The organism is Neobacillus sp. NPDC097160 (assembly GCF_044762155.1).
In the GTDB taxonomy this organism is placed as follows: domain Bacteria; phylum Bacillota; class Bacilli; order Bacillales; family Cytobacillaceae; genus Neobacillus.
Map to the genome: position 1 here is coordinate 57,757 of NZ_JBIWDU010000015.1, position 26,061 is coordinate 83,817.

The 26,061-nt window shown below is 38.1% G+C and carries 26 protein-coding genes, 1 pseudogene and 1 riboswitch; of the genes and pseudogenes, 5 read left to right on the forward strand and 22 right to left on the reverse strand.

Annotated elements, in window-relative coordinates; translation table 11 throughout:
* Positions 1-20 precede the first annotated feature (20 nt).
* The 5 genes from ACIQXV_RS20350 to ACIQXV_RS20370 form a co-directional block, all read right to left on the reverse strand.
* Complete coding sequence (locus ACIQXV_RS20350; protein ID WP_402961590.1) at positions 21-1,373, reverse strand: acetyl-CoA carboxylase biotin carboxylase subunit; 1,353 nt, start codon at positions 1,371-1,373, stop codon at positions 21-23.
* Between the two features lie 20 nt (positions 1,374-1,393).
* On the reverse strand, positions 1,394-1,603 hold the full coding sequence (locus ACIQXV_RS20355) for an acetyl-CoA carboxylase biotin carboxyl carrier protein subunit (protein WP_402961592.1): 210 nt from the start codon (positions 1,601-1,603) through the stop codon (positions 1,394-1,396).
* A gap of 79 nt (positions 1,604-1,682) precedes the next feature.
* A complete protein-coding gene (locus ACIQXV_RS20360; protein ID WP_402961594.1) occupies positions 1,683-3,260 on the reverse strand; it encodes an acyl-CoA carboxylase subunit beta in 1,578 nt (525 codons plus the stop codon).
* A gap of 132 nt (positions 3,261-3,392) precedes the next feature.
* On the reverse strand, positions 3,393-4,445 hold the full coding sequence (gene namA / locus ACIQXV_RS20365) for an NADPH dehydrogenase NamA (RefSeq protein WP_402961792.1): 1,053 nt from the start codon (positions 4,443-4,445) through the stop codon (positions 3,393-3,395).
* A 111-nt stretch (positions 4,446-4,556) separates the two neighbouring features.
* Positions 4,557-5,696 (reverse strand): acyl-CoA dehydrogenase family protein, encoded by a 1,140-nt coding sequence (locus tag ACIQXV_RS20370; RefSeq protein WP_402961596.1) that lies wholly within the window; start codon positions 5,694-5,696, stop codon positions 4,557-4,559.
* Between the two features lie 683 nt (positions 5,697-6,379).
* Between ACIQXV_RS20370 and ACIQXV_RS20375 the strand changes: the two genes are divergently transcribed.
* Together ACIQXV_RS20375 and ACIQXV_RS20380 are read left to right on the forward strand one after the other, a co-directional pair.
* Positions 6,380-7,654 (forward strand): MFS transporter, encoded by a 1,275-nt coding sequence (locus tag ACIQXV_RS20375; protein ID WP_402961598.1) that lies wholly within the window; start codon positions 6,380-6,382, stop codon positions 7,652-7,654.
* A 415-nt stretch (positions 7,655-8,069) separates the two neighbouring features.
* Positions 8,070-8,966 (forward strand): LysR family transcriptional regulator, encoded by an 897-nt coding sequence (locus tag ACIQXV_RS20380; protein ID WP_402961600.1) that lies wholly within the window; start codon positions 8,070-8,072, stop codon positions 8,964-8,966.
* A gap of 626 nt (positions 8,967-9,592) precedes the next feature.
* On the opposite strand, the gene ACIQXV_RS20385 is transcribed toward ACIQXV_RS20380, so the two are convergent.
* From ACIQXV_RS20385 to ACIQXV_RS20425, 9 genes are all read right to left on the reverse strand, one after another.
* Entirely contained in the window at positions 9,593-10,336 is a 744-nt protein-coding gene (locus ACIQXV_RS20385) for an SDR family NAD(P)-dependent oxidoreductase (protein WP_402961602.1), read from the reverse strand.
* 30 nt (positions 10,337-10,366) lie between these two features.
* Positions 10,367-12,100 (reverse strand): class I adenylate-forming enzyme family protein, encoded by a 1,734-nt coding sequence (locus ACIQXV_RS20390; RefSeq protein ID WP_402961604.1) that lies wholly within the window; start codon positions 12,098-12,100, stop codon positions 10,367-10,369.
* A 74-nt stretch (positions 12,101-12,174) separates the two neighbouring features.
* Positions 12,175-12,630: a MaoC/PaaZ C-terminal domain-containing protein gene (locus tag ACIQXV_RS20395; protein WP_402961606.1), complete on the reverse strand. Its 456-nt coding sequence runs from the start codon at positions 12,628-12,630 to the stop codon at positions 12,175-12,177.
* A gap of 424 nt (positions 12,631-13,054) precedes the next feature.
* Positions 13,055-13,267 (reverse strand): hypothetical protein, encoded by a 213-nt coding sequence (locus ACIQXV_RS20400; protein ID WP_402961608.1) that lies wholly within the window; start codon positions 13,265-13,267, stop codon positions 13,055-13,057.
* 187 nt (positions 13,268-13,454) lie between these two features.
* Positions 13,455-14,474, reverse strand: a complete 1,020-nt coding sequence (locus tag ACIQXV_RS20405) for a thiazole biosynthesis adenylyltransferase ThiF (RefSeq protein WP_402961610.1) — start codon at positions 14,472-14,474, stop codon at positions 13,455-13,457.
* Positions 14,471-15,238, reverse strand: a complete 768-nt coding sequence (locus ACIQXV_RS20410) for a thiazole synthase (protein ID WP_402961612.1) — start codon at positions 15,236-15,238, stop codon at positions 14,471-14,473. The genes ACIQXV_RS20405 and ACIQXV_RS20410 overlap by 4 nt, the downstream gene beginning before the upstream one ends.
* A 1-nt stretch (position 15,239) precedes the next feature.
* Entirely contained in the window at positions 15,240-15,443 is a 204-nt protein-coding gene (thiS, locus tag ACIQXV_RS20415; RefSeq protein ID WP_007085703.1) for a sulfur carrier protein ThiS, read from the reverse strand.
* 10 nt (positions 15,444-15,453) lie between these two features.
* A complete protein-coding gene (gene thiO / locus ACIQXV_RS20420) occupies positions 15,454-16,584 on the reverse strand; it encodes a glycine oxidase ThiO (RefSeq protein WP_402961615.1) in 1,131 nt (376 codons plus the stop codon).
* Positions 16,568-17,206 carry a thiamine phosphate synthase gene (locus ACIQXV_RS20425; RefSeq protein WP_402961617.1) on the reverse strand — a complete coding sequence of 213 codons (639 nt, stop codon included), beginning with the start codon at positions 17,204-17,206 and terminating at the stop codon, positions 16,568-16,570. The genes thiO and ACIQXV_RS20425 overlap by 17 nt, the downstream gene beginning before the upstream one ends.
* Before the next feature lie 98 nt (positions 17,207-17,304).
* Positions 17,305-17,413: riboswitch (TPP riboswitch) on the reverse strand.
* Positions 17,414-17,693: 280 nt separating this feature from the next.
* On the opposite strand from ACIQXV_RS20425, the gene ACIQXV_RS20430 reads away from it, so the two are divergent.
* Entirely contained in the window at positions 17,694-17,897 is a 204-nt protein-coding gene (locus ACIQXV_RS20430; RefSeq protein ID WP_402961619.1) for a hypothetical protein, read from the forward strand.
* Positions 17,898-18,129: 232 nt separating this feature from the next.
* Here ACIQXV_RS20430 and ACIQXV_RS20435 read toward each other — a convergent pair whose 3' ends face one another.
* The 5 genes from ACIQXV_RS20435 to ACIQXV_RS20455 all read right to left on the reverse strand — a co-directional run bounded on the left by ACIQXV_RS20435 (position 18,130) and on the right by ACIQXV_RS20455 (position 22,324).
* Positions 18,130-18,318, reverse strand: coding sequence for a hypothetical protein (locus ACIQXV_RS20435; RefSeq protein ID WP_402961621.1), 189 nt, complete (start codon positions 18,316-18,318; stop codon positions 18,130-18,132).
* A gap of 12 nt (positions 18,319-18,330) precedes the next feature.
* Entirely contained in the window at positions 18,331-18,594 is a 264-nt protein-coding gene (locus ACIQXV_RS20440; RefSeq protein WP_402961623.1) for a hypothetical protein, read from the reverse strand.
* A gap of 386 nt (positions 18,595-18,980) precedes the next feature.
* On the reverse strand, positions 18,981-19,991 hold the full coding sequence (locus tag ACIQXV_RS20445; protein ID WP_402961625.1) for a DMT family transporter: 1,011 nt from the start codon (positions 19,989-19,991) through the stop codon (positions 18,981-18,983).
* Positions 19,992-20,239: 248 nt separating this feature from the next.
* The gene (locus tag ACIQXV_RS20450; RefSeq protein ID WP_402961627.1) at positions 20,240-21,370 is read right to left on the reverse strand and encodes an FAD-dependent oxidoreductase; all 1,131 of its coding nucleotides are present in this window, start codon (positions 21,368-21,370) and stop codon (positions 20,240-20,242) included.
* 114 nt (positions 21,371-21,484) lie between these two features.
* Positions 21,485-22,324, reverse strand: coding sequence for an alpha/beta fold hydrolase (locus ACIQXV_RS20455; RefSeq protein WP_402961629.1), 840 nt, complete (start codon positions 22,322-22,324; stop codon positions 21,485-21,487).
* 340 nt (positions 22,325-22,664) lie between these two features.
* On the opposite strand from ACIQXV_RS20455, the gene ACIQXV_RS20460 reads away from it, so the two are divergent.
* Positions 22,665-23,300, forward strand: coding sequence for a Crp/Fnr family transcriptional regulator (locus ACIQXV_RS20460; RefSeq protein WP_402961631.1), 636 nt, complete (start codon positions 22,665-22,667; stop codon positions 23,298-23,300).
* A 15-nt stretch (positions 23,301-23,315) separates the two neighbouring features.
* Complete coding sequence (locus ACIQXV_RS20465; protein ID WP_402961633.1) at positions 23,316-23,996, forward strand: Crp/Fnr family transcriptional regulator; 681 nt, start codon at positions 23,316-23,318, stop codon at positions 23,994-23,996.
* Between the two features lie 25 nt (positions 23,997-24,021).
* Here the strand turns inward: ACIQXV_RS20465 and ACIQXV_RS20470 are convergent, their stop codons facing one another.
* The 3 genes and pseudogenes from ACIQXV_RS20470 to ACIQXV_RS20480 all read right to left on the reverse strand — a co-directional run bounded on the left by ACIQXV_RS20470 (position 24,022) and on the right by ACIQXV_RS20480 (position 25,977).
* Positions 24,022-24,843 carry an alpha/beta hydrolase family protein gene (locus ACIQXV_RS20470; RefSeq protein WP_402961635.1) on the reverse strand — a complete coding sequence of 274 codons (822 nt, stop codon included), beginning with the start codon at positions 24,841-24,843 and terminating at the stop codon, positions 24,022-24,024.
* Between the two features lie 661 nt (positions 24,844-25,504).
* Positions 25,505-25,625 (reverse strand): annotated as a pseudogene (locus tag ACIQXV_RS20475) (MFS transporter); the annotation flags it as partial.
* Positions 25,626-25,629: 4 nt separating this feature from the next.
* Complete coding sequence (locus tag ACIQXV_RS20480; RefSeq protein ID WP_402961793.1) at positions 25,630-25,977, reverse strand: DUF2383 domain-containing protein; 348 nt, start codon at positions 25,975-25,977, stop codon at positions 25,630-25,632.
* Positions 25,978-26,061 lie beyond the last annotated feature (84 nt).

The following is a 26,061-nucleotide window of genomic DNA, read 5'->3' on the forward strand; positions in this document are numbered from 1 at the left end:
TCCTATCTAAATATGAGCTATTAATTCACCTTCGTTGCTTTTAAGTAGCTGTCAATGAAATTGGTAGTTGTGTTTCCAGAAATATATTCCGGATGATCTACTATTCTCTTTAATGTTGGAATATTGGTTTTTATTCCTTCTACGATATATTGATCCAATACTTCACTCATATTTTTTATCGCTTCATTGCGAGTAAGTCCCTTTACAATTAGTTTTGCAATCATCGGATCATAAAATGGAGTTACAACAGATCCTTGTTTTACAGCTAACTCGTGACGAATATTTTCTCCACTCGGAATACTTAGATTTGAAATCGTTCCTGGAGAAGGGAAGAATGTATTTGGATCCTCTGCATAAATTCTTACTTCAATCGCATGTCCGTTTATTTGCACATCCTCTTGACTGATAGACAGCGTTTCACCGTTTGCAATCCTAATCTGCTGCTCTACTAAATCTAAACCTGTGACTTCTTCTGTGACCGGATGCTCAACCTGCAATCGAGTATTTACTTCTAGGAAATAAAAATTCTTCTGCTCATCCATGATGAATTCTACAGTCCCGGCATTTTCATATCCGATCGCTTTTGCTGCGCGGACAGCAGCTCCACCCATTGATTTTCTTGTTTGTTCATCAATAAACGGTGAAGGAGCTTCTTCGACCACTTTTTGATGTCTTCTCTGAATAGAACATTCTCTTTCGCCTAAATAAATAGTATTTCCCTCTTTATCTGCTAATAATTGGATTTCAATATGTCGCGGGTTTAAAATTAGTTTTTCTAGGAACATTGCTCCATCGCCGAAAAAGTCTGTTGCCCGTTTTTGGTTCCCTTGAAAAGCCTTTCTCAGCGTTTCTTCATCATCTACCCTTTGCATTCCAATACCTCCGCCTCCAACGGAAGCCTTTAACATGATTGGGTATCCAATCTTCCTTGCTTCACGAATTGCATCTTCCACATCTGCTAACGGTGTATCCGTACCGGGAACAATGGGAACGCCTGCTTGGCTCATTAATTTTCTAGCCTCAATTTTGCTGCCCATTTGTGCTATCGTTGCAGGAGATGGCCCAATAAAGACAATCTTATTTTCAGTGCATCTCTTAGCAAATTCCGTATTTTCAGATAGTAAACCGTAACCAGGGTGAATGGCATCAACGTTTGCCTCTACTGCAACCTCAATAATTTTTTCCATATTTAAGTAACTTTCATTAACCCTCGGTGGACCAATTAAATAGCTTTCGTCTGCCATTTCTACATGTGGAGCATGTTGATCAGCCTCAGAGTATATCGCAACTGTTTTAATCCCCATTTTGTTACACGTTCTCATGATACGGGCTGCAATTTCGCCTCTATTTGCAATTAAGATTTTATTAAACACTGTTTTCTCCCCCTACGAAGTTATTTCAATTTAATAACCACATCACCATCATTTACAAAGTCACCTACGTTAACGATAATTTCATCTACGATACCGCTTACCTCTGAACTAATTGGGATTTCCATTTTCATAGATTCTAAAATCACTACATCCTGACCTTCGACTACTTGATCACCCTGTTGAACAACAACTTTCCATACGTTACCTGCCATATTTGTTAATACTTCCATTTCCATTCACCTCATAAGTTATTTTAAATTAAAGATTCTACTGCACTTTTTGATTTTCGTACCACTTTATAAATGGTTATTATCCTCTTCTAACAACTGTTTTCTTTTGTGCAATGCCTTCTAAAATGTCCCTGTTTTGGCTGTATAGATCAAACCTTTGAATCAGGTCCTTACGCAAGCGGTCACCCGGTACAACATCATCAATATAAAGCTCTGATGCAGGACTCCAAACATTAATGTCATCATTGTATTTTTCACGCTGTTCTTGAATGAATTGTTGTCGTTCAGCAGGATCCTCAATTGATTGAATCTTGTTATAATACATTGCATTGACAGCAGCCTCAGGCCCCATAATAGCAGGCTGTGCTTGCGGTAAAGCAATACATGCATCCGGCTGCATGGAAGCACCTGACATGACTACATAACCAGCACCATATGCCTTCCTAACAATGAGGGCAATTCTTGGAACAGTCGCGTTGGCAACGGTTGAAAGCATCCTGGCTCCTCTTCTAATAATGGCTTCCTTTTCAACCTTACTTCCTACCATAAAGCCAGGTAAATCAACTAGGAAAAGTAAAGGAATATTATAAGCATCGCAAAGCGAGATAAAATGGGCCGCTTTTTCAGCAGATTCAGGAAAAATAACGCCGCCCTTAACCTTTGATTGATTCGCTACGATTCCAATTGATCTTCCTCCAATTCTGCAAAAACCCGTAATCATTTCTTTTGCATACAGCTTTTTGAATTCGAAAAAGGAATCCTTATCAACAATTCTTTCAATAACTGGGTACATATCCATCGGAATACGTTGATTTTCTGGTACTAATTCTTCAATCCGTTTTCCATCAACCGGTGGTTTTGCTTCAACGATGGCCGGAGTTTTCAACCAATTCTGCGGAAGGTAGCTTAAATATTTTTTCGCAGCGTCAAGTGCTTCCTGCTCATTTTCTACTAACATATCACCTAATCCACTTATTGTATTGTGCATGCGGGCTCCGCCCATTTCTTCCATTGACACCTTTTCCCCTGTAGCCATCTCTGCCATTCGAGGAGAACCTAGGTAAACACTGGCATTTTTATTAACCATCACGACAAAATCACATAGTGCAGGTAAATAAGCACTTCCGGCTGGTGATGGTCCAAATACTAAAGCAATTTGTGGGATTAAACCTGACATTCTTGCCGTATTGTAAAAGATCTTTCCAGCATGACGACGGTCTGTAAATGTTTCAAATTGTTCATTGAGCCTTGATCCGGCTGAATCAATCATATAAATGAGCGGAATCTTTCTTTTTTCAGCCAGCTCTTGCATCCGAATGATTTTTTCAATTGTTTTCTTACCCCATGTCCCTGCTTTAATCGTCAAATCATTCGCAATGATGGCTACTGGCTGGCCACTGATATTTGCTACTAATGTAACAACGGCATCACCTGGAAGAAAATCTTCATCCTTACAACGTGCAAAAAGGCCGTCTTCCACTTCAAAACTATCTTCATCTACCAAATACTTAATTTTATCGCGGACAAACATCTTGCCAATATCTTTCATTTTCGCGTAATACGGACGATTGTCTGATGTTTTTATTTCATGAGCTTTTTCATATACGGTTTGATCAATGCCCTTTTCTTTTGTTAACGTAGTTTTTATTTCTTCCATTATATTAACCTCCTAAAATGGTCCTCTTATTAGTTATTCTTAACATACTAGATAGTTGAGACTGTACCTACTATGATATTTCTTTCGTCGGTAATCATGGTTTGAATGACCGCTGATCATATTAGTCAGCAGTTAATTTGGATACCATATTTCTTTTTTTGGTAAGGCCTCTTCCCATGCTTTTAAATACTGACCTGGTCCAGTAATACTAATTCCTAATTCACTAGCCGCTTTTAAAGGCCAATAAGGATTACGTAATAGTTCTCTGGCTATAAAAATTAAATCTGCCCGATTATTTTTTACTATTTCTTCGGCGTGAAGAGGGACCGTTATTAATCCAACTGCTCCCGTTGCAATTCCGGCATCCTGCCGAATCTTTTCTGCAAGCGGAACCTGATAGCCGGGGAAGACATCAATCCGTGCAGGTACGATGGCACCTGAACTGCAATCGATTAAATTGACCCCCTGCTCTTTTAGTCTTCTAGCAAAATAAACCATGTCATCGATAGTATTTCCTTCAGGATGGTATTCATTTACGGACAAACGTACAAATAACGGTCCAACCCAAACCCGATTGATTTCATCAACAATCTCTTCCAGAAATCGATAGCGGTTTTCAATTGTCCCGCCATACTGGTCATTTCGATGGTTTGATAATGGTGATAAAAACTGATTAATTAAATAACCATGTGCTCCATGAAGCTCAATGACATCAAATCCTGATGCTTTCGCTCTTCTGGCTGCTTCCTTAAAATGACCGATGATATCTTTCACTTGTGATATGGACAACTCATTTGGCACCGGTTGAACTTGTTTATATGGTATTGGAGAGGGAGCATAAATTTCGCCTTCAACATCTGCCTTCCTGCCTGCGTGTGAAAGCTGAATCCCTGCCTTGCTTCCATATGCATGAATCCCTTGGACAAGTTCACTTAGCCCTTCAATGTGACTGTCATCCCAAATTCCCAAATCCTTCATCGAGATTCGACCTTGTGGCTCAACCGCTGTTGATTCAAGGATAATCAATCCAACTTGGCCTATTGCCCTGCTAATATAATGCATATGGTGAAATTTACTAACATGTCCGTCTCTATTAAAGGAAGAATGCATACACATCGGTGACATAACGATTCTATTTTTTAGAACGACATCTTTAATCGAAAATGGAGAAAACAATTTAACTATGATCTTTCACCTCTTTTCACTTATTATCAGTTTTATTTCCCCATAGAGATTCAGCATCACTTTCTAAAGGAAACGCTTGCAGTTTAATTAAATGAATGTTTCATAATTGAATTATAAATCCATCTCTTTAGCTATGATTTCTTTTTGCACTTCATCAGTCCCCCCGCCAATTCTCATTAAACGGGCATCCCGCCATTCTCTGGAGATTGGATATTCATTCATATATCCATAACCGCCGTGAATTTGCAAAGCTTTATCAGCCACTTCATAATAAACTTTAGAAGCCAACAGCTTTGACATAGATATTTCTTTTACCAGCACTTCCCCTTGTTCATATTGAGCAGCTGTATTATATAAAAGAGCACGGGCAGCTTCGACATCAGTGTTCATTTCAGCAAGGTAATGTCTAATGACTTGGTTTTTTGACAGGGATCGGCCAAATTGTTCACGTTCTTTGGCATATTGCACAGCTAATTCCAAACATCTTTGGGCACCTGCAACACATGCAGTTGCTTGGATCAAACGCTCGCCATTTAATTGCCACATAAGCTGCTTAAAGCCTTCTCCTTCTTTACCAAGCAAGGCACTATCCGGAACAAAGATATTTTCTAAGAAGATTTCTGCAGTATCTGATGCATGCATTCCAACTTTTTCTAACTTACGTCCGACCGTATATCCCTCTAAATTACTGTCCACTAAAAAGATACTAAATAACGGCCTTCCGTTTTTTTCACCTGTCTTTGCTATTAAGATTTGATAATCAGCTCTTAACCCATTTGTAATAAAAACCTTGGATCCATTGATAATCCATCCGCCATCTGTTTTCTTAGCCGTCGTCCGTATTCCGGCTACATCTGATCCGGCAGAAGGCTCGGTAATACCAAGTGCAGCAATTTTTTCACCTGCTATGGAAGGCGAAAGATAATTTTGTTTCTGTTCTTCTGTCCCGAATTTTAAAATTGGATTTGTTGCCATTAATGCCTGTACATTAAATGCCATCCCTAAGCCTGCACAGCCTGATGAAGCTATTTCCTCGGTCACTGTCATGGCTGCAAAGTAATCCAAGTTGCTTCCGCCATACTCCTCAGGATAGCGTACTCCGAATAACCCCATTTGCCCCATTTTTCTAAAGATCTCATCAGGAAATCCATTCTTTTCCCATTCTTCAATATTGGGAACAATTTCCTTTTGTACAAATTTTCGAACCGTTTTTCTTAATTCCTGATGTTCCTCCATTACCTCATATTTCATTTGTATTCCCATCCTTTACTTTTCCATAAGTTTTGGTTCCTTTAACAAAATAAAAAGCCCAGCAAAAAATAGCATAATCGCATTTTTTTGCTGGGCTTATTTACGAATAAAGATTGACTTTTTTGAAGAGTCAACCTCAATAAATAACAGCTTTTATTTAATTCTTGGTCTTATTTTATAAATTAGCCAGTTTAAAGTCAAGCATCATTTTTTCGGAAAATATCAAAAAACGTAATAATTTTATACAAATTTTTAAAAAAAACCACTTTTCTTCCTAAGCGCTTTCTTTCTTTTTTAGGTCGATAAATTTTATCAATGTTTAATTTTTGATATTGACATTTATAGCTATTTATCATAAGATTCTGATAGTTTGAACAAACTATGGAAGCGCTGTTATTTATGTGGGGTATACAAAATATATCTCTCTTAGTAAATAAGTCCAGCATAAAGTTCTCTATTTACTTTATGATGGACTTATTTTTTTTTAGTAAAATGAACTGGTTGTACTATCCCCTAGTTGGGATGTCACAATAAAATGCGTCTATCCAGGAAAGGACACATGCTGGAAATTACTTTTTTACAAGATCAATTTGGTTAAAGGAGGAGATTTGCAAGTGAACTCTACATAAACATCTTAGCTGGATGAATAATTAAAAATACTTTTAAAAAAGGGGTTGAGCTATATGTCTAATAAGGGTAAAAAACTCCACTATGCATGGCGGATAGCGGTAGCTTGCTGTTTTATATATGCAGGGAGTGTTGGAATTATTGTTAGTTGCGCTGGATTATTCTATAAAGCTGTGAGTACTGAATTAGGGGTCGGTACAGCAGATATTGTTTTTTATACAACACTTATGTATTTTGTGATTACCGTCACCCTTCCTTTTGTAGGAAAAATCATTTCCAAATTTGACATACGCCTAATATTAACAGTCGCTGCACTAACGGATGCCCTTGCATTTGGATTTATGGGCACCTATACATCTGTTTACCAATTTTATGTTTCTGGTGTTTTACTTGGTATCGCCAACTCCTTCTTAATTTATGCAGCCGTACCATTGATTATTAACAACTGGTTTAAGCTTAAAATGGGAACTGTTCTCGGGCTGTCCATGACTTTTATGGGTATAGGCGGGGCAATCTTTGCTCCCATAGCCGGATATCTAATTGAAACGATTGGATGGAGAAGCTCTTATATGGCACTTGGTGTATTTGTTGCCGTCTTAACACTCCCTTTTACCATTTTTGTCATCCGAAAGGATCCAAAAGAAAAGAACATGACTGCTTATGGAGCGGAGATTTCAGAAGAATCTTTCAAAAAGGTTGTTGAGGAAACAGGAACTCCTTTCAAACAGGCAATTAAATCAGTTCCCTTCTACGGATTATTTATTTTTACAGGTCTTTTAGGTCTAGTGGTAACGGTAAGTTTTCACATTCCAAATCATCTTCTATCAGAGGGATTCTCTACTTCATTTGCGGCAACTGTCGTTACGTGTGTCATGATTGGACAAACATCCGGGAAATTCCTATTAGGCTGGTTAAACGATAAATACGGGATCAAGATGACAAATTTCGTAGGAATCTGTTCAGGTATGATAGGAATACTGCTCATTTTATTTAGTGGAAGTTTAGGAGGTATTTCTATATATATTGGAGGACTTACTTTTGGTATTGGTTATTCCTGTAGTACTCTGTTACCGCCTTTCATGATTAAAGCCGTTTTTGGAAATCGAGATTATGCATCCACCTATTCCATAATCATGTCATCGGCTACTTTAGCCATTGCCATTGGTACAACTATTTTTGGATTTGCATATGACATAACTGGATCCTATTATGCTGTATTCCTCGGCGTATTAGCTATCCAAGTTTTCGCCATTCTTATAGGTATCATAACACTAAGAAGAAAAGCTGTGTCAGGTAATAACCAAGCTATTTTAGCTTTTAATGAGAATTAATAGATTTTAGAAGTGAAATGATAGAATTGACGGTGGATTTACGATTCAGTAGTAGAAATTTATGATGTTGATTTACATAAGGTAAAAGTTTTTTATCTTGTTAAATGACTTCTCATTGGATCATTTCAAAAAAGCTCTAGTCTTTTTACTAGAGCTTTTTTGATAAAGTCAGTGAGTAACAAAATTTTTAATGGTGTTTAATATGATAAAAACGTGCTTTATGCAGAATATATATCATGAAAATATAATTTATAAACAAAGTGGTAGTCTGAGACTCAACTTTTATGACTTCAAGTTCCAGTTTCATAGCTTATGACATTTTTTAGGATTATTTTCCCCCTAAGTTTTTATATTAATTTAATCATGTATAATGGGTTATATATTCACATTTTTCAGTATACAAAAGGAGTTCAATATGGAGCTTTTACATTTAAAGTATTTTCAAACAGCAGCTAAATATGAGCATATGACAAGAGCTGCCGCGGAGCTAAATATCTCACAACCAGCATTGAGTAAGACGATAGGACGCTTAGAGGATGAGCTAGGCGCACCTTTATTTCATAGACAAGGAAAACAGATTTATTTAAATGAGTTTGGGAAAGCTTTCCTAGAACGGGTAAAACGTATATTTCTAGAAATAAATGAAGGCGTCCTTCAAGTGCAGGATATGAATAGTCCAGATAAAGGGATCATATCAATTGCCATGACGCTTCCGCATATTATGCCCAAATTTTTTGGCGATTTTCTTAAAGATCATCCGCAAGTCAAAATCAAGCATAAACAAGCATCCATTTCCGAAATGAAATATCAATTAGAAAATGCTGAACTTGACATATGTATCTCTACAAGTCCAATTATAGGTGAAAATATTGAGTGGGTTCCGTTACGGGAAGAAGAAATATTTTTATCTGTTCCTCCTACCCACCGATTAGCAAATCATAAAACGATTGATCTTATTGAAGTTTCCGATGAAAGATTTATTAATTTATCAAAAGGCTATGGATTTAGGGACATTACAGATAAATTTTGTAAAGAAGCTGGATTTACACCTAACGTAGCGATTGAAGTTGAAGAATCCTGGACGATTCAACCATTAGTAGAATTAGGCCATGGAATTTCCTTTATCCCTAATCTCTCGATACTTCGGGATTCAGCACCTAATACTGTGCGTATTAAGATTAGTCATCCAGTTTGTAAAAGAACAATAGGGATTGCTTGGAATCCAAATCATTTCCTATCGAAGGCTGCGTTAGAGTTTCGTGAATTTTCGATTGAATTTTTTAAACATAATGTAAATGAATATATTATTTAAACTGAGTCAAGGAATTGGGTAAAATCAGAACGAAGTTTTCTAAAGTAGGCATATGGAGTCTTCCTCCAATCTAATAAAGTTGGTTTTGGTGACAACTTAATTCGACATTTTGGGGAGGTACTCCTTTTTTATTCTACAGTAGACTTGAGCCTTAGGGCTCATATTAATGAGAATCATTCACGTCTATTATATACCACCAGTATTAAACCGTTTACAAAAACATTAATTTATTAAAAAGTACTAAAACTATTAAAAGGGATAAAATTGAATAAGCATGAATCGGAAAAAACGTAAAAATGTCTCAAAGAAATACACTGTATTGAAACTTGCAACACGCGAAAAACGCAAACTAATTTATATTTTGGAAATAAAAAAGCCAGTTCTCTTACGCATCTGTAAAGAAGAACTGACTTTTGTTTTTTATTACGTAATATATCTACTAAGGATCCACTTAATCCTAATCAATAAAATGATGATTCTTCTAACAAGATGCTTTCGTTATTCGAGTTTGGTAGAAGAATATGATTATTGGTTTTAGGAGACTCAGAAACACATTAGAACGGATATTGCCTTTATATGAAAATAAAAAGGACAAGGAGCGCCCCTTGTCCCTCTAAACTTATGCCTTATTGCGCCGTATAACCGCCATCAATGACTAATTCAGTACCAGTTACAAAACGTGACTCATCAGAGAGTAAGTACATGGCACCGTATGCAATATCTTCAGGTGTACCCAAGGTTGGCCACGGTGTCTTCTCTTTTAAAGGATGTTGATCGTTTTTTACTTCTGACATGGCTGTTGCAATAACACCTGGATGAATCGAATTTACTCGGATATAGTCCTTCGCTAATTCTATTGCTGCTGCTTTTGTCATTAACCTTATGGCTCCTTTAGAGGAATGGTAAGCTAAAGACGTTGGGCTTCCCACAAGTCCCCAAATTGAGGATATATTGATAATTGAACCACCACCTGATTTTTTAATCAGACTTGCTCCATGTTTCATTCCCAGGAAAGTCCCGTTCGTGTTAATTGTTTGGATTTTCTCAAACTCTTCAAGTGACGTTTCGAAAATACCGTTTCTGATTAATATCCCAGCATTATTTATTAATCCGGCTAGTCTTCCAAACTTCTCCTCTGTTTTCGAAATAACGTATTCCCAATCCTTTTCCATTGAAATATCATGTTTCAGAGTAAGAATGTCTTCTTGATCATCTTCAATTAATGAAACGGTTTCAAACAGACCTTTCTCATTAACATCCGTTAATACCAGTTTTGCACCATGTTTTGCAAACAATTTAGCTTCTGCTCTACCTTGACCACCTGAAGCTCCAGTAATTAGGATAACCTTTCCATCTAATCTTTTACTCATTCTTTAACCTTCTTTCCAATAACTGTTATATTAAAAAACTGATTTAATCGTTTCCTTTTCATTTAAATACCATTCTTTTAATTTAAATTTTTGTACTTTTCCCGTTGAAGTGACCGGAAGTTCCTGGTGCGCTACAAACCTTATATACTTAGGAATTTTAAACCTTGCTAGTTTATCAGTAACATATGCTAGCATTTCTTCTTCTGTTGCCGTTTCACCTTGTTCCAAAACAATCCATGCCATTCCAACTTCACCCATTAATGGACATGGTACTCCTGTTACATATGCTTGATTTACTTTTGAATGACTTGTAATAATATCCTCAATTTCTTTTGGAGCAACATTCTCTGCACCAATCCGATAAATTTCTTTGATTCTGCCTGTCAATGAAATATAGTCGTTCTCATCTATGACACCTAAATCACCCGTATGGAGCCAGCCATCAGTATCAATTGTTTTTACTGTTTCTTCTGGTTTATTGTAATAGCCCTTTGTAACCATCGGCCCTCTGCATATCAATTCCCCTTCCTTTCCAATTGGAAGGATTTCACCCGTGTCAATATCAGTTACTCTAAATTCAATGTTTTTTCCCTTCAGCTCTTTTAATCCTACATGCCCGCCTGGGAGCGGGCGTCCAACATATTGATTTAAATAGCGCAAATCATCAGCCGGGTCAGTTTGTAATATGCCAGCTGCAATTTCTGTCATTCCATACCCCGTATTTAGTTCATCAATCTTCATTTCCTCTTTTAAACTTTTCCAAATATGTGCAGGTACTTCTGAACCAGCACAATACATAGATTTCAGACTTGAAATATCATATTCTTTTCTTCGATATGCATTAAGTAGTCGTAGCCCTATAGTTGGAACACATAGAATATCTTCAACTCTGTGTTTCTCAATGATGGAAAGTGCTTCAAACTCTTCAAAATCACGCTGTATGATGACGCAGCCACCTACCATCGAAACTGCTACAAGACCTACAATATAACCAAAACAATGATAGAACGGAATCGGTACAAATATTCTTCTGCCTTCTTGATAGGCTCTGCTTATGCTCGTTCCTAGAGCACTTCTCCAAATCATATCATGTGTAACCAATACTCCCTTAGGTAATGATGTTGTACCGGAGGTGTACATAATATCAGTTACATTTAATACATGATCGTTATCATCTTCCTTATACCTGATTAAAAATTCATTTGATTGATCGTTACTTATTGAATTGATAAGTTCATAAAAATCTGTCGTTCCCTTATATTTTTTTCCTTTAGGTGAAAAAACAATAATTTCTTTTAAGTTTGGAAACCTTGATGATTTTTTTCCTTCGAATACTTCCGGACAAAGTTCTTTTAAGGTTGAGATATAATTAAATTGATTCCAATTGTCCAGCGTAATAATATAAGAAGAGTCTGATTGACTGATTAAATAACTTAATTCTTCCTTTTTTAATCGGTAATTTAATGGCACAGTGACACATCCGGCAATGGCACTGCCCAACTTTGAAAATATGAACTCAGGGTAATTAGGGAAAATTAATGCGATATGGTCTCCATTTTTTACCCCCAAATCAAGTAAACTTGCAGCTAATTTTATTGACAAATTTTTAGTTTCACTATAAGTCCAGGATTGTTCTTCACTGATAATATACACATTTTCTTTGTATGTTTCTGTCATCCTAAAAAATAGGTCATGAATAGGTTCAGGATTCCATTTTTTAGATATATCTTCAAATTTCTTTCTTCTTATTTCAATCGTTTCCATTTTTTCACTTCCTATTACCGTTTTTCTAATCTATTCTGACATCTGACATTGCAAAATTTATTTTTAAGGTTTAATTAAATTGCAGGAATTCCTGTCTTTTTCTTCATTAATAATATAATCTCCCCCTCTGATACGATTTCATCTCTCTGGTTATATACAAGCACTGACCTTGTAAGAACACCACGTTCTTTTTTTGACGTTTCTTGCTTTTCTTTTACGATAAATTTTGCATAAATGGTATCTCCGGGTATTACTCCTCTTTTAAATCTCCAATTGATTTCTAATAGGCCGAGTGTTGAACCATTTACTATTCCCATCATTGACTGCAGACCTGTTATAACAGATACAGATAATAGTCCATGAGCCACTCTTGTTTTATAAGGTGTTTGTTTAGCAAATTCCTCATCAATATGTAGTGGATTAAAGTCACCCGAAATCCCCGCAAACTGTACCACATCAGTTTCTGTTATTGTTCTACGTGGTGTTATCATTTCATCACCGATATTAAAATCCTCAAAAAACATATCCATTTGATTACCTCCACTCTCCGTTATATATTATTGAAATCAAAAACAAATAGGCCCAGCAAAAAGGTGAAAATATCCACTCGTTTGCTGGGCCTATTTACGATCCGAGATTGACTTTCAATCAACCCCAGTAAATAACAGCTTTTATAATTTTTTTGGATAAAAATAGATGATTCCTCAATAATCGCCCCTTTCTAAGTAATAAAAATAATAAAGCCCAGCAAAAAAGTATCATGTATCATACTAATTTGCTGGGCTTATTTACTACGTAGATTGATTTTTCAACTTTAATCAATCCTTGTAAATAACAGCTTACTATTTATTATAATCTAATATTAATTGATTCATTTAAGTTTTGTCAATATTTTGTGTATATTTAAAACATTTTAAATACACAAAAAATTGACATGTACTTTTTTATTACCTTTCAATAGCCTTTTAAATTTAAATCAATTATGAGTAGTATATAGCCTGCACCACAGTTATGCAGCATACTTGCTTTAGCAACATCTAAAGTTAAATAAGTTGTCCAGACGATTCGCTGTAAATTCCGGTAAAAGTATTTATCCTCTGGACTCATCTCCTCCATCACAACCGGGTTCTTCCAAAAATCCGTACGCACCATTCTATATCTTGCCATCCTTAACCAAATCCCTTCTTCTGTAAAAATTCCCTTCATAGTAGATATAGGGATTAAGAGAGAAAAAGGAAAGGCAGATTTCGGAAATATGTGAACATTTGATGAAGGTTTTTAAAAGGGTCTGACCCCCGGTGCGCTAAAGCGTTAGCACGTCGGGGGTCTGACCCTGGAGATTTCAATATTATTTTTAACCCATGTATCTATGGTATAATGCCTTTGCTTCTGCAATATCCTTCGTTCCATGTATGAGCACTCTTCCGTCCTTAAATAACACTAATCGGTGAGGATTCACCGTATAGGATAAAAGGTAAGGATTCCGCTCAATCGTCCCCCCTTGTTTTTCCAATAAGACTTCTAGTGCAGCCAAATCACGTAGAGTTGGACTGGGTGGACGGATCTGAACAGTATCCCTTCCACAAAGTACGGCTGTTTTCGTTTGATTTTCAAACGATAAATAAGGATACGATCGGTTTATCCCGCAAGAAGGACAATTTTCACTTTTCAATTTATCGACTTGAATCGCACTAAACTGGTTTTTCCATAAATCAAAAGACACAAGTTTGTTTCGTAATGAATCGAAGTCACCGACTAAAATTTTCAACGCTTCACTTATTTGATAAGCAACCACCATTTGAACGGCCGGGCTTATTATCCCGGCGGTGTCACAGGTTAACCCGCCTATGGGAACCGTTTTAAGTAAACATGAAAGGCAAGGCGTTTTTTCGGGAATAATCGTGTAGGAAATGCCGTAGCTTCCAACACATGCACCGTAAATCCATGGGACACCCACTTGTTGAGATACATCATTTATCATCATTCTTGTTTCAAAATTATCCGTTGCATCAATGATAAGATCCACGTGTTTAGCCCATTCTTCAAGCTCTAAGGCCGAAGCATCTGCAACAATTACTTCTATTTTCACAGATGAATTAATTGCTGATAAGCGCTGTTTGGCAGCTATGACTTTTGGGGTTCGGTTTTTGGCATCTTCTTCTGTATATAATTGTTGCCGCTGCAAATTGCTCCATTCCACATAATCACGATCAACGATGGTAAGTTTGCCAATTCCAGCGCGGACCAACGCTTCGACACTGCCTGTACCGATTGCTCCCGCTCCTATGATGAGTACATGTTTATTTGAAATCTTTTGCTGCCCCTCTTTTCCAATAGGTGAAAATAGTTCTTGTCGTGAGTACCGATGATTCATCCAATACTCATTCCTTCCTTTGGACTGCTTGCGGTTGAATATTTCTTTTTCTCGATTCTTCCAGCTTCAAAGCCTAATCGTCCGGCTTCAATTGCAAGCTTCATGGCTTTTGCCATTTTTACCGGGTCCTTTGCTGTTGACACTGCGGTATTTAATAACACACCATCTGCCCCTAATTCCATTGCCAAGGCAGCATCGGCCGGCGAGCCAATACCAGCATCAACAATCACAGGAACGACGGCCTGTTCGATGATAAACCTAAGGTTTATTGGATTGATAATCCCCTGACCGGAACCAATTGGCGATGCACCTGGCATAACCGCATGACAGCCAACTTCTTGCAGCTTCCTAGCTAACACCACATCATCTGAGGTATAGGGGAGAACAATAAATCCTTCCTTCACCAATTCTTCCGTTGCCTTTAGCGTTTCAACGGGATCAGGAAGTAATGTTTGATTACAGCCAATTACTTCCACTTTAATCATATCGCATAGGCCTGAAGCTTTCGCCAATTTTGCGATTCGCACTGCCTCAGCTGCCGTTTTGGCACCAGCTGTATTAGGCAAAAGCGTATATTTATTGGTATCCAGCTGCTCCAAAAAATTGGGCTGGCTTGGTTCAAAAATATTCATTCTTCTTACTGCAAACGTAAGGATTTCAGCATCAGATACTTCCACAGCTTCCTTTTGGATTTCAAAGCTTGGGTACTTTCCAGTTCCTAGTAATAAACGAGATTGAAAGGATAATGGACCTATTTTTAACATATCAACCGCCTCCTACAAAATGGACTATTTCAATTCGATCTTTATCTGATATTCTCGTACTCTGGTGTTCATGTTTCACTACTATTTCCCCGTTTACTTCCACGACGATGATTTTATCCTGAATGTCATAATGCTTGAGAACATCTGCAATACAAACGACATGTTTTGGTAGTTGGATTAACTCCCCATTTACGACGACTTCCATACCTTCCCTCCTACACAACTGTTTCTTTATGCCTTTCCAAATGAAAAGCAGAAAGTAGCGTTTGATCCAGTACTCTCTCTGTTAAAAGATCCGCCACTAGTTTTCCTGTTATCGGACCTAATAAAATCCCATTTCGAAAATGCCCTGCGGCAACGTACAATCCCTTCCAACTTGGATGTTCGCCAATGTATGGCATCCCATCCCCTGTCTGCGGTCGGATTCCAGACCATACTCGCTCCCATGGTGCTTCATTCAGCTTTGGAACAAGTTGTGTTGCTCTTTCTATTAAGCTTCCAATCCCTATAGGTGTTACCGTTTGATCAAATGAATGCTCAATCATGGTAGCGCCGATATAAATTTCTCCATTTCGTTTTGGTACCAGATAACACCGCTTGTCGGAAAAAATAGTAGTGTTGATCACCGGCTTTTCCGGTCTGACAGAAAAGCACTCTCCTTTAACTGGATACACATTTATTTCGAGCCCGGATTCACGCATTAATTTCGCTGCCCATGCTCCGGTGGCGACGACAACCTGTTCTCCGTGAATAACACCATGGGAAGTGTTAACCCCTTTAACCTGACCGTTTTCATAATTAATAGAAACGACTTCAGTATACTCTCGAATCTCTGTTCCAAAATAGGCTGCTGCTTGTGCGTATGCTCTTGATAAATTTGCTGGTTGTACATGGCCATCGTTAGGAAGAAACATGGCTCCTGAAATGCTTGAAGATATGGATGGTTCCAATTCAAGTAATTCCATTTTATCAAGCCATGTTATTGCAGGATCCCACTTCCTTTGGAAGGTGACTTGTTTACGTACTATGGATGCTATTTCTTCTGTTTCCGCAATTTTTAGCATTCCTTTATTGACAAACTCGATATCAATTCCTGTATATTCAAATAATTCGCTTGAGAGAGATGGAAACATGGCTTGACTTTTTAGAGCCATTTGCAATAACGGACCATCTTGTTCAATCTCTGCTTGCGCAGCCAGCATTCCGGCGGCAGCACTTGATGCTTGGCAAGCCAAGCGATCCTTCTCAAGTATGACCACTTTTCTTCCCATTTTTGATAGCTGATAGGCAATGGAGGATCCGATTATTCCGCCGCCGATAATAATCACATCAAATGAATTTTCCACTTTTTCCATCTCCAATTTTTAATACTTTTGTGTAAGACTTAATTGCTGCTAGTGGATCGCGTGCATCTAAAACTCCAGACATAACTGCGATCCCATTTGCCCCTGCCTGAAGTACCTGTGCTGTATTCTCTGGTGTTATGCCTCCAATCGCAATCGTCGGAATGTCAAGTTGTGTCAACATTGACAAGTTCCTCACTCCTTTTGGCGCCACATCTGGTTTAGATTGAGAAGGGAAAATGTGACCGTAAATTACATAGTCTGCCCCATTTGCTTTTGCATCCACTCCTTCCTCATAAGAATGAATCGAGCACCCAATCCGAAACTGAGGGAAACTTTCCTTCACAATAGCTGGTTCTAAACTGTGAAAGGCTAATTGAACCCCACCAACCCTTGTAACTAAGGCAACATCAAGGCGATCATTAATGAAAACTTTTGAAAGCGGGATATTTGCAGAATTTAAAAGTTGGACCGTTTGAAATAGTTCCCTAGCAGTTTTTTGTTTTTCCCGTAAATGGATGGCCGTTACATAGGGATGAATATCAATGAGAATTTCCCGGAACTGCTCAATCGGCATCTTACCATTGGAAATGATATGAAACTCTTTATCTTTGAAAATACACATCACCCCTTTCAGAAGATTCCGCTAAAAGTAAAAACAAAAAACCACTTCCTTTGATTAAGAAAGTGGTTGAAATTTGAAATAGAAACATACATTCTTCAAATATCCAGTTTCCACTTCCCTACGCTGGTATGATCCAGATCAGGTTCATAGAGTCCTGAAGTAGCACTTCAATCTCAGCCCTTTAAAAAGGCACCTCTAGCGGATAAACTTCATTTATTATTTTTATTGATAACCTTACATGGATAATGTTAGCACTTTTGTTAGAATTGTCAAATACTTTCTCGTTGTGCAAAATCTGCAAAAAGGTCGTCCTGTATCAAATTTTAGTATAATAGTGGGTTACATCTTTTTGTTTAAAAATGCTTCTTTCAATAGGGTTAGGAATTGAAACAAATTTTTTTCTTTTACGATTTAATAGAAATTTATTTTATACTTTTACAGAAGAATGGGGAAAATAAAAGGAAATTGAATTAGGAGGTCGATGAAGTTGAAAGAAAAGGAAAAGGAAGCAATTGAAGCAAATCAAGAAATGGATGAAATATTTTATGACTCTGGATTCAGTTCCATTAAAGGGGATACCGAAGTAGATACAGCAAATCTTGAAATCCAAGAGCAGTTTTATGGAACTGACAAAGAAGATCATTCTCTTCCTTTTCATGTTGATACCAATAATCCACCAATAAAAAAGTAAAAAAAATCCTTTTTTTTGCGCTATTTGCAATTAAAGGACTTTTTTACTTTTTAAGGTCTCAAAGAGAAAACATTATAAAAGGGAATCATAAATGTGTCAGGCAATAGGGTCTGCCTCCGATGCGCTCCATAATTGGAGCTTGCGAGAAAAGAATAAAAAATGCAGCATGATTTTTATCACGCTGCATTTTTTACACGCCCTGCTATTTTTTTATAAATTGATTTTCAACTCTCTACGTAACTCGAATTCTACCAACTCTTCTATTTCGATTACGATCTTTACTATCTAGGGCTCTTTGGGATTTATGAATACCTGGAAATGATATGAGGTCAGCCTTAAACAGGGCATAACCGATAAAGGTAGCAAATATCGAACTGCCGATCAAAAACCAGATGAATCTGCTGCCAACATTGCGTAACATATTTTCACCTCTTTACCCTCTCATTGATGATAAATATGATGAAATGATCATTTTTATGTCGTCTTGTTCAACCATGCTAAAGATTGGAGAACCTGTTCCAAGAAGAGTTAAATTAAAATCAGACGACTCTTCCACAGCATCGGCAGCTGGGTTCTTTGTATTTTCCTTTTGCTTATTAGCAGCATGAACTGATTTTTCACTCGCCATTTCTTGATAACTACATCCAAATAAACCGGTTGAAATCAATAAAATCATTAATAATATCGATACCCGCATTGACTTTGTAAATAGTCCGATAGAATAGCAACACCTTTCTTTGACCTTTAAGAATTTTTATCATTCACCACTAGCATTGGGTGAATCAAAGTATTAAAAATCTTCACAAATTTTATGTTCAGTCAAAAAAAATTCCTTTACAATGAAAGCACAGATGGTTCCTATGCAAATCCAATAGTAAAGTATAATGATATTATCCCTCCTGGAAGACAGCTTGGAAAATACCTTACTGTCTTCCAGGAGGGATTGTTCATAATCCGTATGGAAAAGAATACACTTATTTCTCATTTGATAAAAGGAGTTACCCCTTCATTTTCAAAAACTTTCTGTGCAGGTTAATGGAGCGATTCACTATTTAGACGCAGAGCTCCAAATACAGTTGGGTTTTATTCCATCTTGCGAGCTTCAAGATCCGGCATAGATAATGGTAATTCTATGCTTGGCTCTTTCGTTTTTCGCTGGAGAATAAACGCTGCTATGATGATTAAAGCACCACCGATGATTTGAATGGTGTAGATTGGCTGTGCAAGAAAGATTGCTGCAAGAATCGCAGCAACAACCGGTTCAAAAATTTGCATGGTTGATGCCCTTGATGCCCCAATCATACGGATACTCGTTACCATCAACATTGTAGGGATGGCGGCTCCAGCCAATCCTGCAAATATAAGAATAAACCACACGTATGCGGACGCATCGACAAATGGAGCAATCAATGTAGCACCTTCTCCAAAGGCCAATCCGCAAATCGCAAAAACAATAGATCCAGCGGCCAAGAAGAACGTTGTCGCATAAGTGGGTGGCAAACTTTGGTAACCGCTGCGGCCAATCATATAAAAAACGGACATACCTAGAGCTGCTCCTAATGCAAGTGCAATTCCCAGTGTACTAATTTGTACACTTTGCCCGAACAACTGTCCAATAACAGCTAAAGCACCACCTCCCAGAGAGAGGATCAACGCGATTAATTTTGGTGAATTTAATCGTTCTACACCTGTCACTGCACAAATAATCGTAACAATAGCCGGGAAAGTATAGAATAATAGCATCGCTAAAGCTACGCTCAATTCAACAAAAGCATAGAACATGGCTAAGCTATAGGCGGAAAAAGCAATTGATGCAATGATTAAGTTACGTATTTGATTACGTGGAATTTTCGACAACGGTGTTCGATCTGCCTTAGGTGGCTTACCAATACCGAAAGCGAGCAAAATGATTAAGGAAATGGTTCCAAATAATTCACGCCACATTGCAAACGAAACCGGACTCAGTCCAGCCTTGACGGCAAGGTTTGTTAAAGTTCCCAGCGTTCCAAAAAGGGTAGCAGCAATCAGCATAATGATAATCCCTAAAAGAAGCTTTTTCCTATCTCCGCTATGATTATTTAGGTTACTATTCAATAAAAACCCTCCTATATCCCAACTTATCTAAATAAATTTACCAAACATTATCAGAGCAATATACTTTGTTGAATGAGCTTTTGAAACGCTTTAATCCGCATTTTGGACATACCTACCCCTTTCCTGATATGGAAGGGCAATTGGTTTAAGATTTTTTTTAAAGGAGATTTAAGGGAAAAGTCGAACTTAATCATTACGTCCGATGATTAGGATGTTCTGTTTTATTGATTTATGTTTCCCGTACATTTCTATCTGACAGCCACTTCTAATCCGGTGACATATCTCGCTGCTGTACTCAGCATTAAATCAATATTTTCTGAGCCCATTGCATTACTGATAATTTCAGGGCGAATGCCCAATAGTTCTTTAGGCCAATTAGCTGCTGCTGCGCCGTAGATCCTAGACCATATTTGGGTTTTGTCCGCTGTAGGTTTCATCAACATCTCCCAGCAGTTGAGAGCAATTTCAATATCATTCCACTCCAATTGCTTTGCAAGCTCCAGTGCACTGGTGATACTGACCCCAGCCCCTTGCCCAAGATTCGGTTCCATTCCGTGGGCAGCATCTCCAAGCAGGGCGACTCTTCCTTTTTTCCACGAATTTAAATAAATATAATAAAAGTTCTTATCTAGTCTGCACTGATCGATTCTCTCAAGGACTGATTCCAGATGAGGGAAAGAGGATAACCAGGCGTCTTTGTTAAACGGCTCCGATAGTGCTTCTTTGTCCGCAGTCATCCCAGTTAAGTAGATATAGCGGTATTGTTCGGTCGACGGTGCAATCCCAATACGGCGGTAGGCATTCCAATGTTCTTCGGCAACACCTGTTTTATCTTCTTCAATTCTTGGAATCAAAGCACGCCACGCCCCATTTCCCACGACTTCCTTTATGCCAATATTCAGTGAATTGCGAATGTTAGAATGAACGCCATCAGCTCCAATAATTAAATCTGCCTTAAATGTTCTTCCATCCCGTAATTGAACGGTTCCGGAAGGATCAGCTGATACCGTCTCAGCATTTGTTTCAATCTTTACTCCTGCTCGCTCGCATGCCCGTACCAAAGCTTTATGGACATCTCGGCGCGGAATGACACAAAAGCGGCTTTCATTCGTGAATTTAGTAGAATGCATCAGTCCGTACGTTTTATCAATCATGTCCAGATTCGTAATAAATTCTACATTTTGGGTTGCCTCATCAAAAACACCAATAGTCTCCAGTACTTTTAATCCATTTTCCCATGTATACAGCCCTGCCCCTACTTCTCTCAACTCTAAAGATCTTTCAAATATTTGAACATCCCAATCACGTTGAGCAAGCGCTGTTCCTAAGGTTAAACCCGATAATCCGGCTCCCGCTATAATCACTTTTTTCTTTGCCAAGGTACGTCCTCCTGTCTAACCATTTTTATTGTTGATAGCTTCCTATTAATGATCCTCTTATTCTTTTGAAGCCCTTATAATGGCAACACATAAGGGCTTTAATTATGTGATTGATTATTTGCTTGTGAAAGAGTATGCAGCCACAAACCCATGAATATGTTGAACAATTGCATCCGGAGATTCCAACGTTGGGAAGTGAGTATCCCCTGGGATGACTTTAAAATCAAACCAATTATTTTCATCAGCGAACTGTTGCTGGATATCCTCATAATTGTCTACTGCTGCTTGAGAATAGATATGCACAATTGGACGCTTTTCTGTCAAAGCTTTCATTCTCTTAAGCGGAGAACCCCAGTGCTTGTATGCTTCCTCGATGACTCGGCAGGAGCGTTCCCACATGTCAAATCCCCAGCTGGCCATCTCAATGTCTAGGTGATCTTTCACATCTTTATTGTCGCTAATGCCAATCCAATGATTGAATAGATCACGTCGTCCATTGAACCACGTTTTTGGATTTCGAATATCCTGCAGGCTTTTCACAAATTCATCCATCGCTTCTACCATAATCCAATCAATGACGACAGTTTGTGGAACTCTCCTTATTCCAAGGCGTTCGGTAATTTCCATATTCGCCCATCCGCCGTGGGAAGTGGATACCGGGATTACTTTGTCGATATTGAGTGCATCCAGCACACCGATAATATCATATGCTTGATCAGATGGGCCGAAGTCTTCTGGATATGTTAGTGGATCTGTATGTCCGCGATAATTCATGCGCAGAACTTTATGTTGCTCAGCTAGCGGGCCGACAATATGTTTAAACAACCGATGATCCTGTGCCCATCCTGATAATAATAGAATAACTGGTCCGTCCGCATCTCCGTGTATATCATACGTTATCTCGTGACCGTTCATTTCAATGGATTGAAGTTTGTTTTTTTCTTGAATATTCACTTTGCCATCCCCTTTGTTCATGTTTATTTGACTAATAAATGAATGCGCTTACAAACCGACGAAAAAACATCCTTTATCTTTCTATTAAAATGATTTAATCTATAATTCACCACCTTTTACAGCTATAAAAGGGTGAGTTTGACTATCCCCTTTCTTTGTATTAATCTTAATATACTCATTGTGTTTAACGTTGTAACCTACTTAACTTTTGTAAGTATTTATTTCTGAAAATTCCAAAATGACTGAATAGTAATTATAAGTTTATGAGATTAGTAATAGGGTGCAATTCACCTTGCAAACCTTATCACTGCTACATACTACAAAAAAGGAGATTGGAACTGTGAAATTGCTATTTGCAAGTAACAGTAACTGGGAAGAGTTTCTACCCTACGGAAATCGACAATTTTACAAAAAGGGATCAATAATTCACAGACAAGGAGAAGTTGGCGAGGGTTTTTACTATCTTGAAAAAGGTTTAGTTAAAATTACGACCACGACTGCCAGCGGTAGTGATTCGCTGCTTAGAATCGCCTTGCCCTCCCAGTTGCTCGGAGTCCAGGCAATGGATCAGCTCGTCCATTATACAACGGCTGTGGCCAATAAAAATTCGGTTCTTTATTTCTTTCCCTACGAGATGGCGAAAGAACTTATGTTTCAGAAACCGGCGATGAACGAACTTTTTCTCCAGTCAGTCATCGACGAAATGTACACTCTTGCCTTAAAAATTAACGATTATAGATTACCAGCGGAACAAAAAGTAGCGATGCTTCTTTTAAATATTTATGAAGAGTTCCACCAGCACGACATCCCGTTGACGCAAAAAGATGTGGCAAACAGCACGGGACTTACGCGAATTACTGTTTATAAAATCTTTAAAGAGTGGAAAGAAAAAGGGTATATCGCTACCATAGGAAAGTCAATTTCAATCATAAACCCATCCATATTGCAACATTACGCGCAAAGAATCTATAAGTAAGGGAGAGAAGATACAATGCAACTGCGTTATAGCTGGGAGCCTTACATTCAATTTGGACAACAGCTGGAGATTAACGAAGATGCCTTTATCTATCAACAACAAGAGGAAGGTAAGGGATTTTATTATTTGAATAAAGGATTAATTATGAATACCATTATTGATCCTGATGGGACTGAACACGCAATAAACTATATAACCGAAGGAATGCTTTTTGGCGAACCCGGCATCTATGATAAACCATATATGGCTAACGCTCGTGCAATTCGCTCTTCTTCCGTTTATTATTTTTCCAACATTGCCTTTAAAGAAACTTGCCATAAATTCCCTGAAGCCAGAATCGTCTTTACTAGGGCTCTACTATACAAACTTCGTACCTTAGCGGAAATTATTACTTTCATGAACGGAACGACCGAACAAAAAATCGCCCATTTTACGATAAAATTAGATTATGAAATTGGGGAAATGATCCCGTTTACGCAAACGAACTTTGCGAGATTCCTCTGTGTTTCGCGAAAAAGTGTCAACCAAATCATCAATAAATGGCAAAAAGAAGGAATCATTAACGTAGTTGGTGATGTATTAGAAATCAAAGACAAACAGCGGCTAATGGACATTCGTACATCGAATGCTAAATTAGATTACAATTCCGATTACCTTTTATCCCTACATCGGGAAATCGCGAAAAACAGGTTGTGAGATAGAAATCTCACAACCTGTTTATTTATCTTAACAAATTGTTGGCAGATTCCAATAATACCGGCCATGCCTCCGTCTCCGGCAAAATAAGCTTGAAATGCTCAGCAGTCGAAATGGTTTTCAAGGTAACTAAATCACCTGCCTCTGCGGCAGCTTTTTTAAAATGTTCACTTAAACCGACCGGAACATTGACATCCAGAATCCCATGAATAAGCACAAGCGGTACTCGTATCGGCAAAAGTTCCCGCGGTGACCCTTCTTGATACCGGCTGGTCTGCTCTTCCGGCTTTCCGCCTATTAAATCACGAGTCGGGTTATCGACAATCCCATACAGTGTCTCTTTCCATTGATGCACATCATGCATCATTTCCAAATCACTCGCGCCCGCAAGACTGATGACACCTTTTAAAGGTAAAGGTTTTTCAGACGTATGTAATTCGCTGTCTGAGGAAAGATTATGTCGAGCCGCCAGCCATAAAGCAAGATGACCTCCCGCTGAATGCCCGATAGTAATGCATCGATTCACATCAAGCGGGTACGTTTCTGTAAGAACCCGTATATAGTCGGCCGCTTCTGCGTTATCTAAAAACGTTCCCGGCCAGCCCCCTCCATCTTGGCCAACCCGACGGTATTCCACATTCCAAGTAGCAATCCCTTGTTTTGTGAATGCTTCCGCCATTTTATTCATTTGCTCCAGATCAAACTTCGCTCTCCAAAAACCGCCATGAATAATCATCGCCACCGGAAACGGACCATCGCCCTCCGGAAGTCGCAAATCACCAAATTGATTCTCATTTGCACCGTAAGCGATACGCTTTATATTGTTTTTTTCTTCTGTATTGATCACAAATAACCCCCTCCCCATATGAAGGTCTCCTTTCATGATGTATTTGCCAACAAAGCATACATCTATGGCAGTGTGCCCTCTTTTTTATTTTCCAGAATATTATTTCATGTACTCTTACGCTACAGCCTCGTTGTGCCATAGTAATGACAGCAGCTTTTCCACAGCATGTTAGATTTACGCTGTAAAATATAAGTAATTTACTATTCTTTTGACGTACATTAATCTTATTATAGAAAAGTTCTAGAACGTTGTAACCTAGTTAACTTTTATTGTCTAATAATCGCGAATGACAACACTTAAGCATTTATAAGCATTTAAGGTAAAACATTAGAGGATGGTCACCTACCCTAAAGCTAGAATCAGATAATGATAATGATAGAAAAACCTCCAAGCTCTCGAAACTCATGGGCGCTGCGGCCGAGACTTAGTCGCTTATGAGTCATTTCTTTTGGGAAAAAATCAGACTGTTATTTTTCCACATTCCCCCTCTTTTTTGTATTCTTTGCCAAAAAGGTACCAGTCACCATGTGAATCTTCACATGGTGACTGGTACCTTTTTATTAAACTTCTTCAGAAAGATTTTTAATAGCCACTCGCGTTTGTTCCACATTTCCTTTTCTCAAGCTGAACATAGCAATAAACGAGATACAGTAGAGGATTGCAAGGTAGCTGCTCCAGTGGCAAAGGAGTACAAGAATACTCACTGCTGAAGCAGATAGGAAGAATCCATACGCTTTCTTCATTCCAAATCGATCCATCACTTGGCCAAATGTTAACATCCCTGCTTCAATGAAGTAAATTCCTTAGCACTTCCGCTTGCATACGGCTTGTCTCAATAACCTCTTCTACTACTTTTTTGCTTTCCGGATCAAGATCTCCCCTTAAGAGTTCCTCTGAATATTCAACACCGTATTGGTCCACTCCTTTTAAGGCGTCTTTAATAATTTCTCTTGTATCATTCGTAAGCATAACCTTATGCATAAAACTGTGCATCTTGCCTGATACCCCTTCGCTATCTGCAGGAACACCATTTAAATTTTGGATCCGTTCGGCAAGTTTTTGAGCATTCTGTTTGGCCTGTTGCTGCATAGATTGAAACTTCTGCTTTACTTGTACATCATCCAGTCTTTGAATATGATGTTAAAAAGCATGAATTCCCAGATAAGTACCTCTTAATAATGTATTTAATTCCTCAACCACAATCTCTTCGTTTTTCAT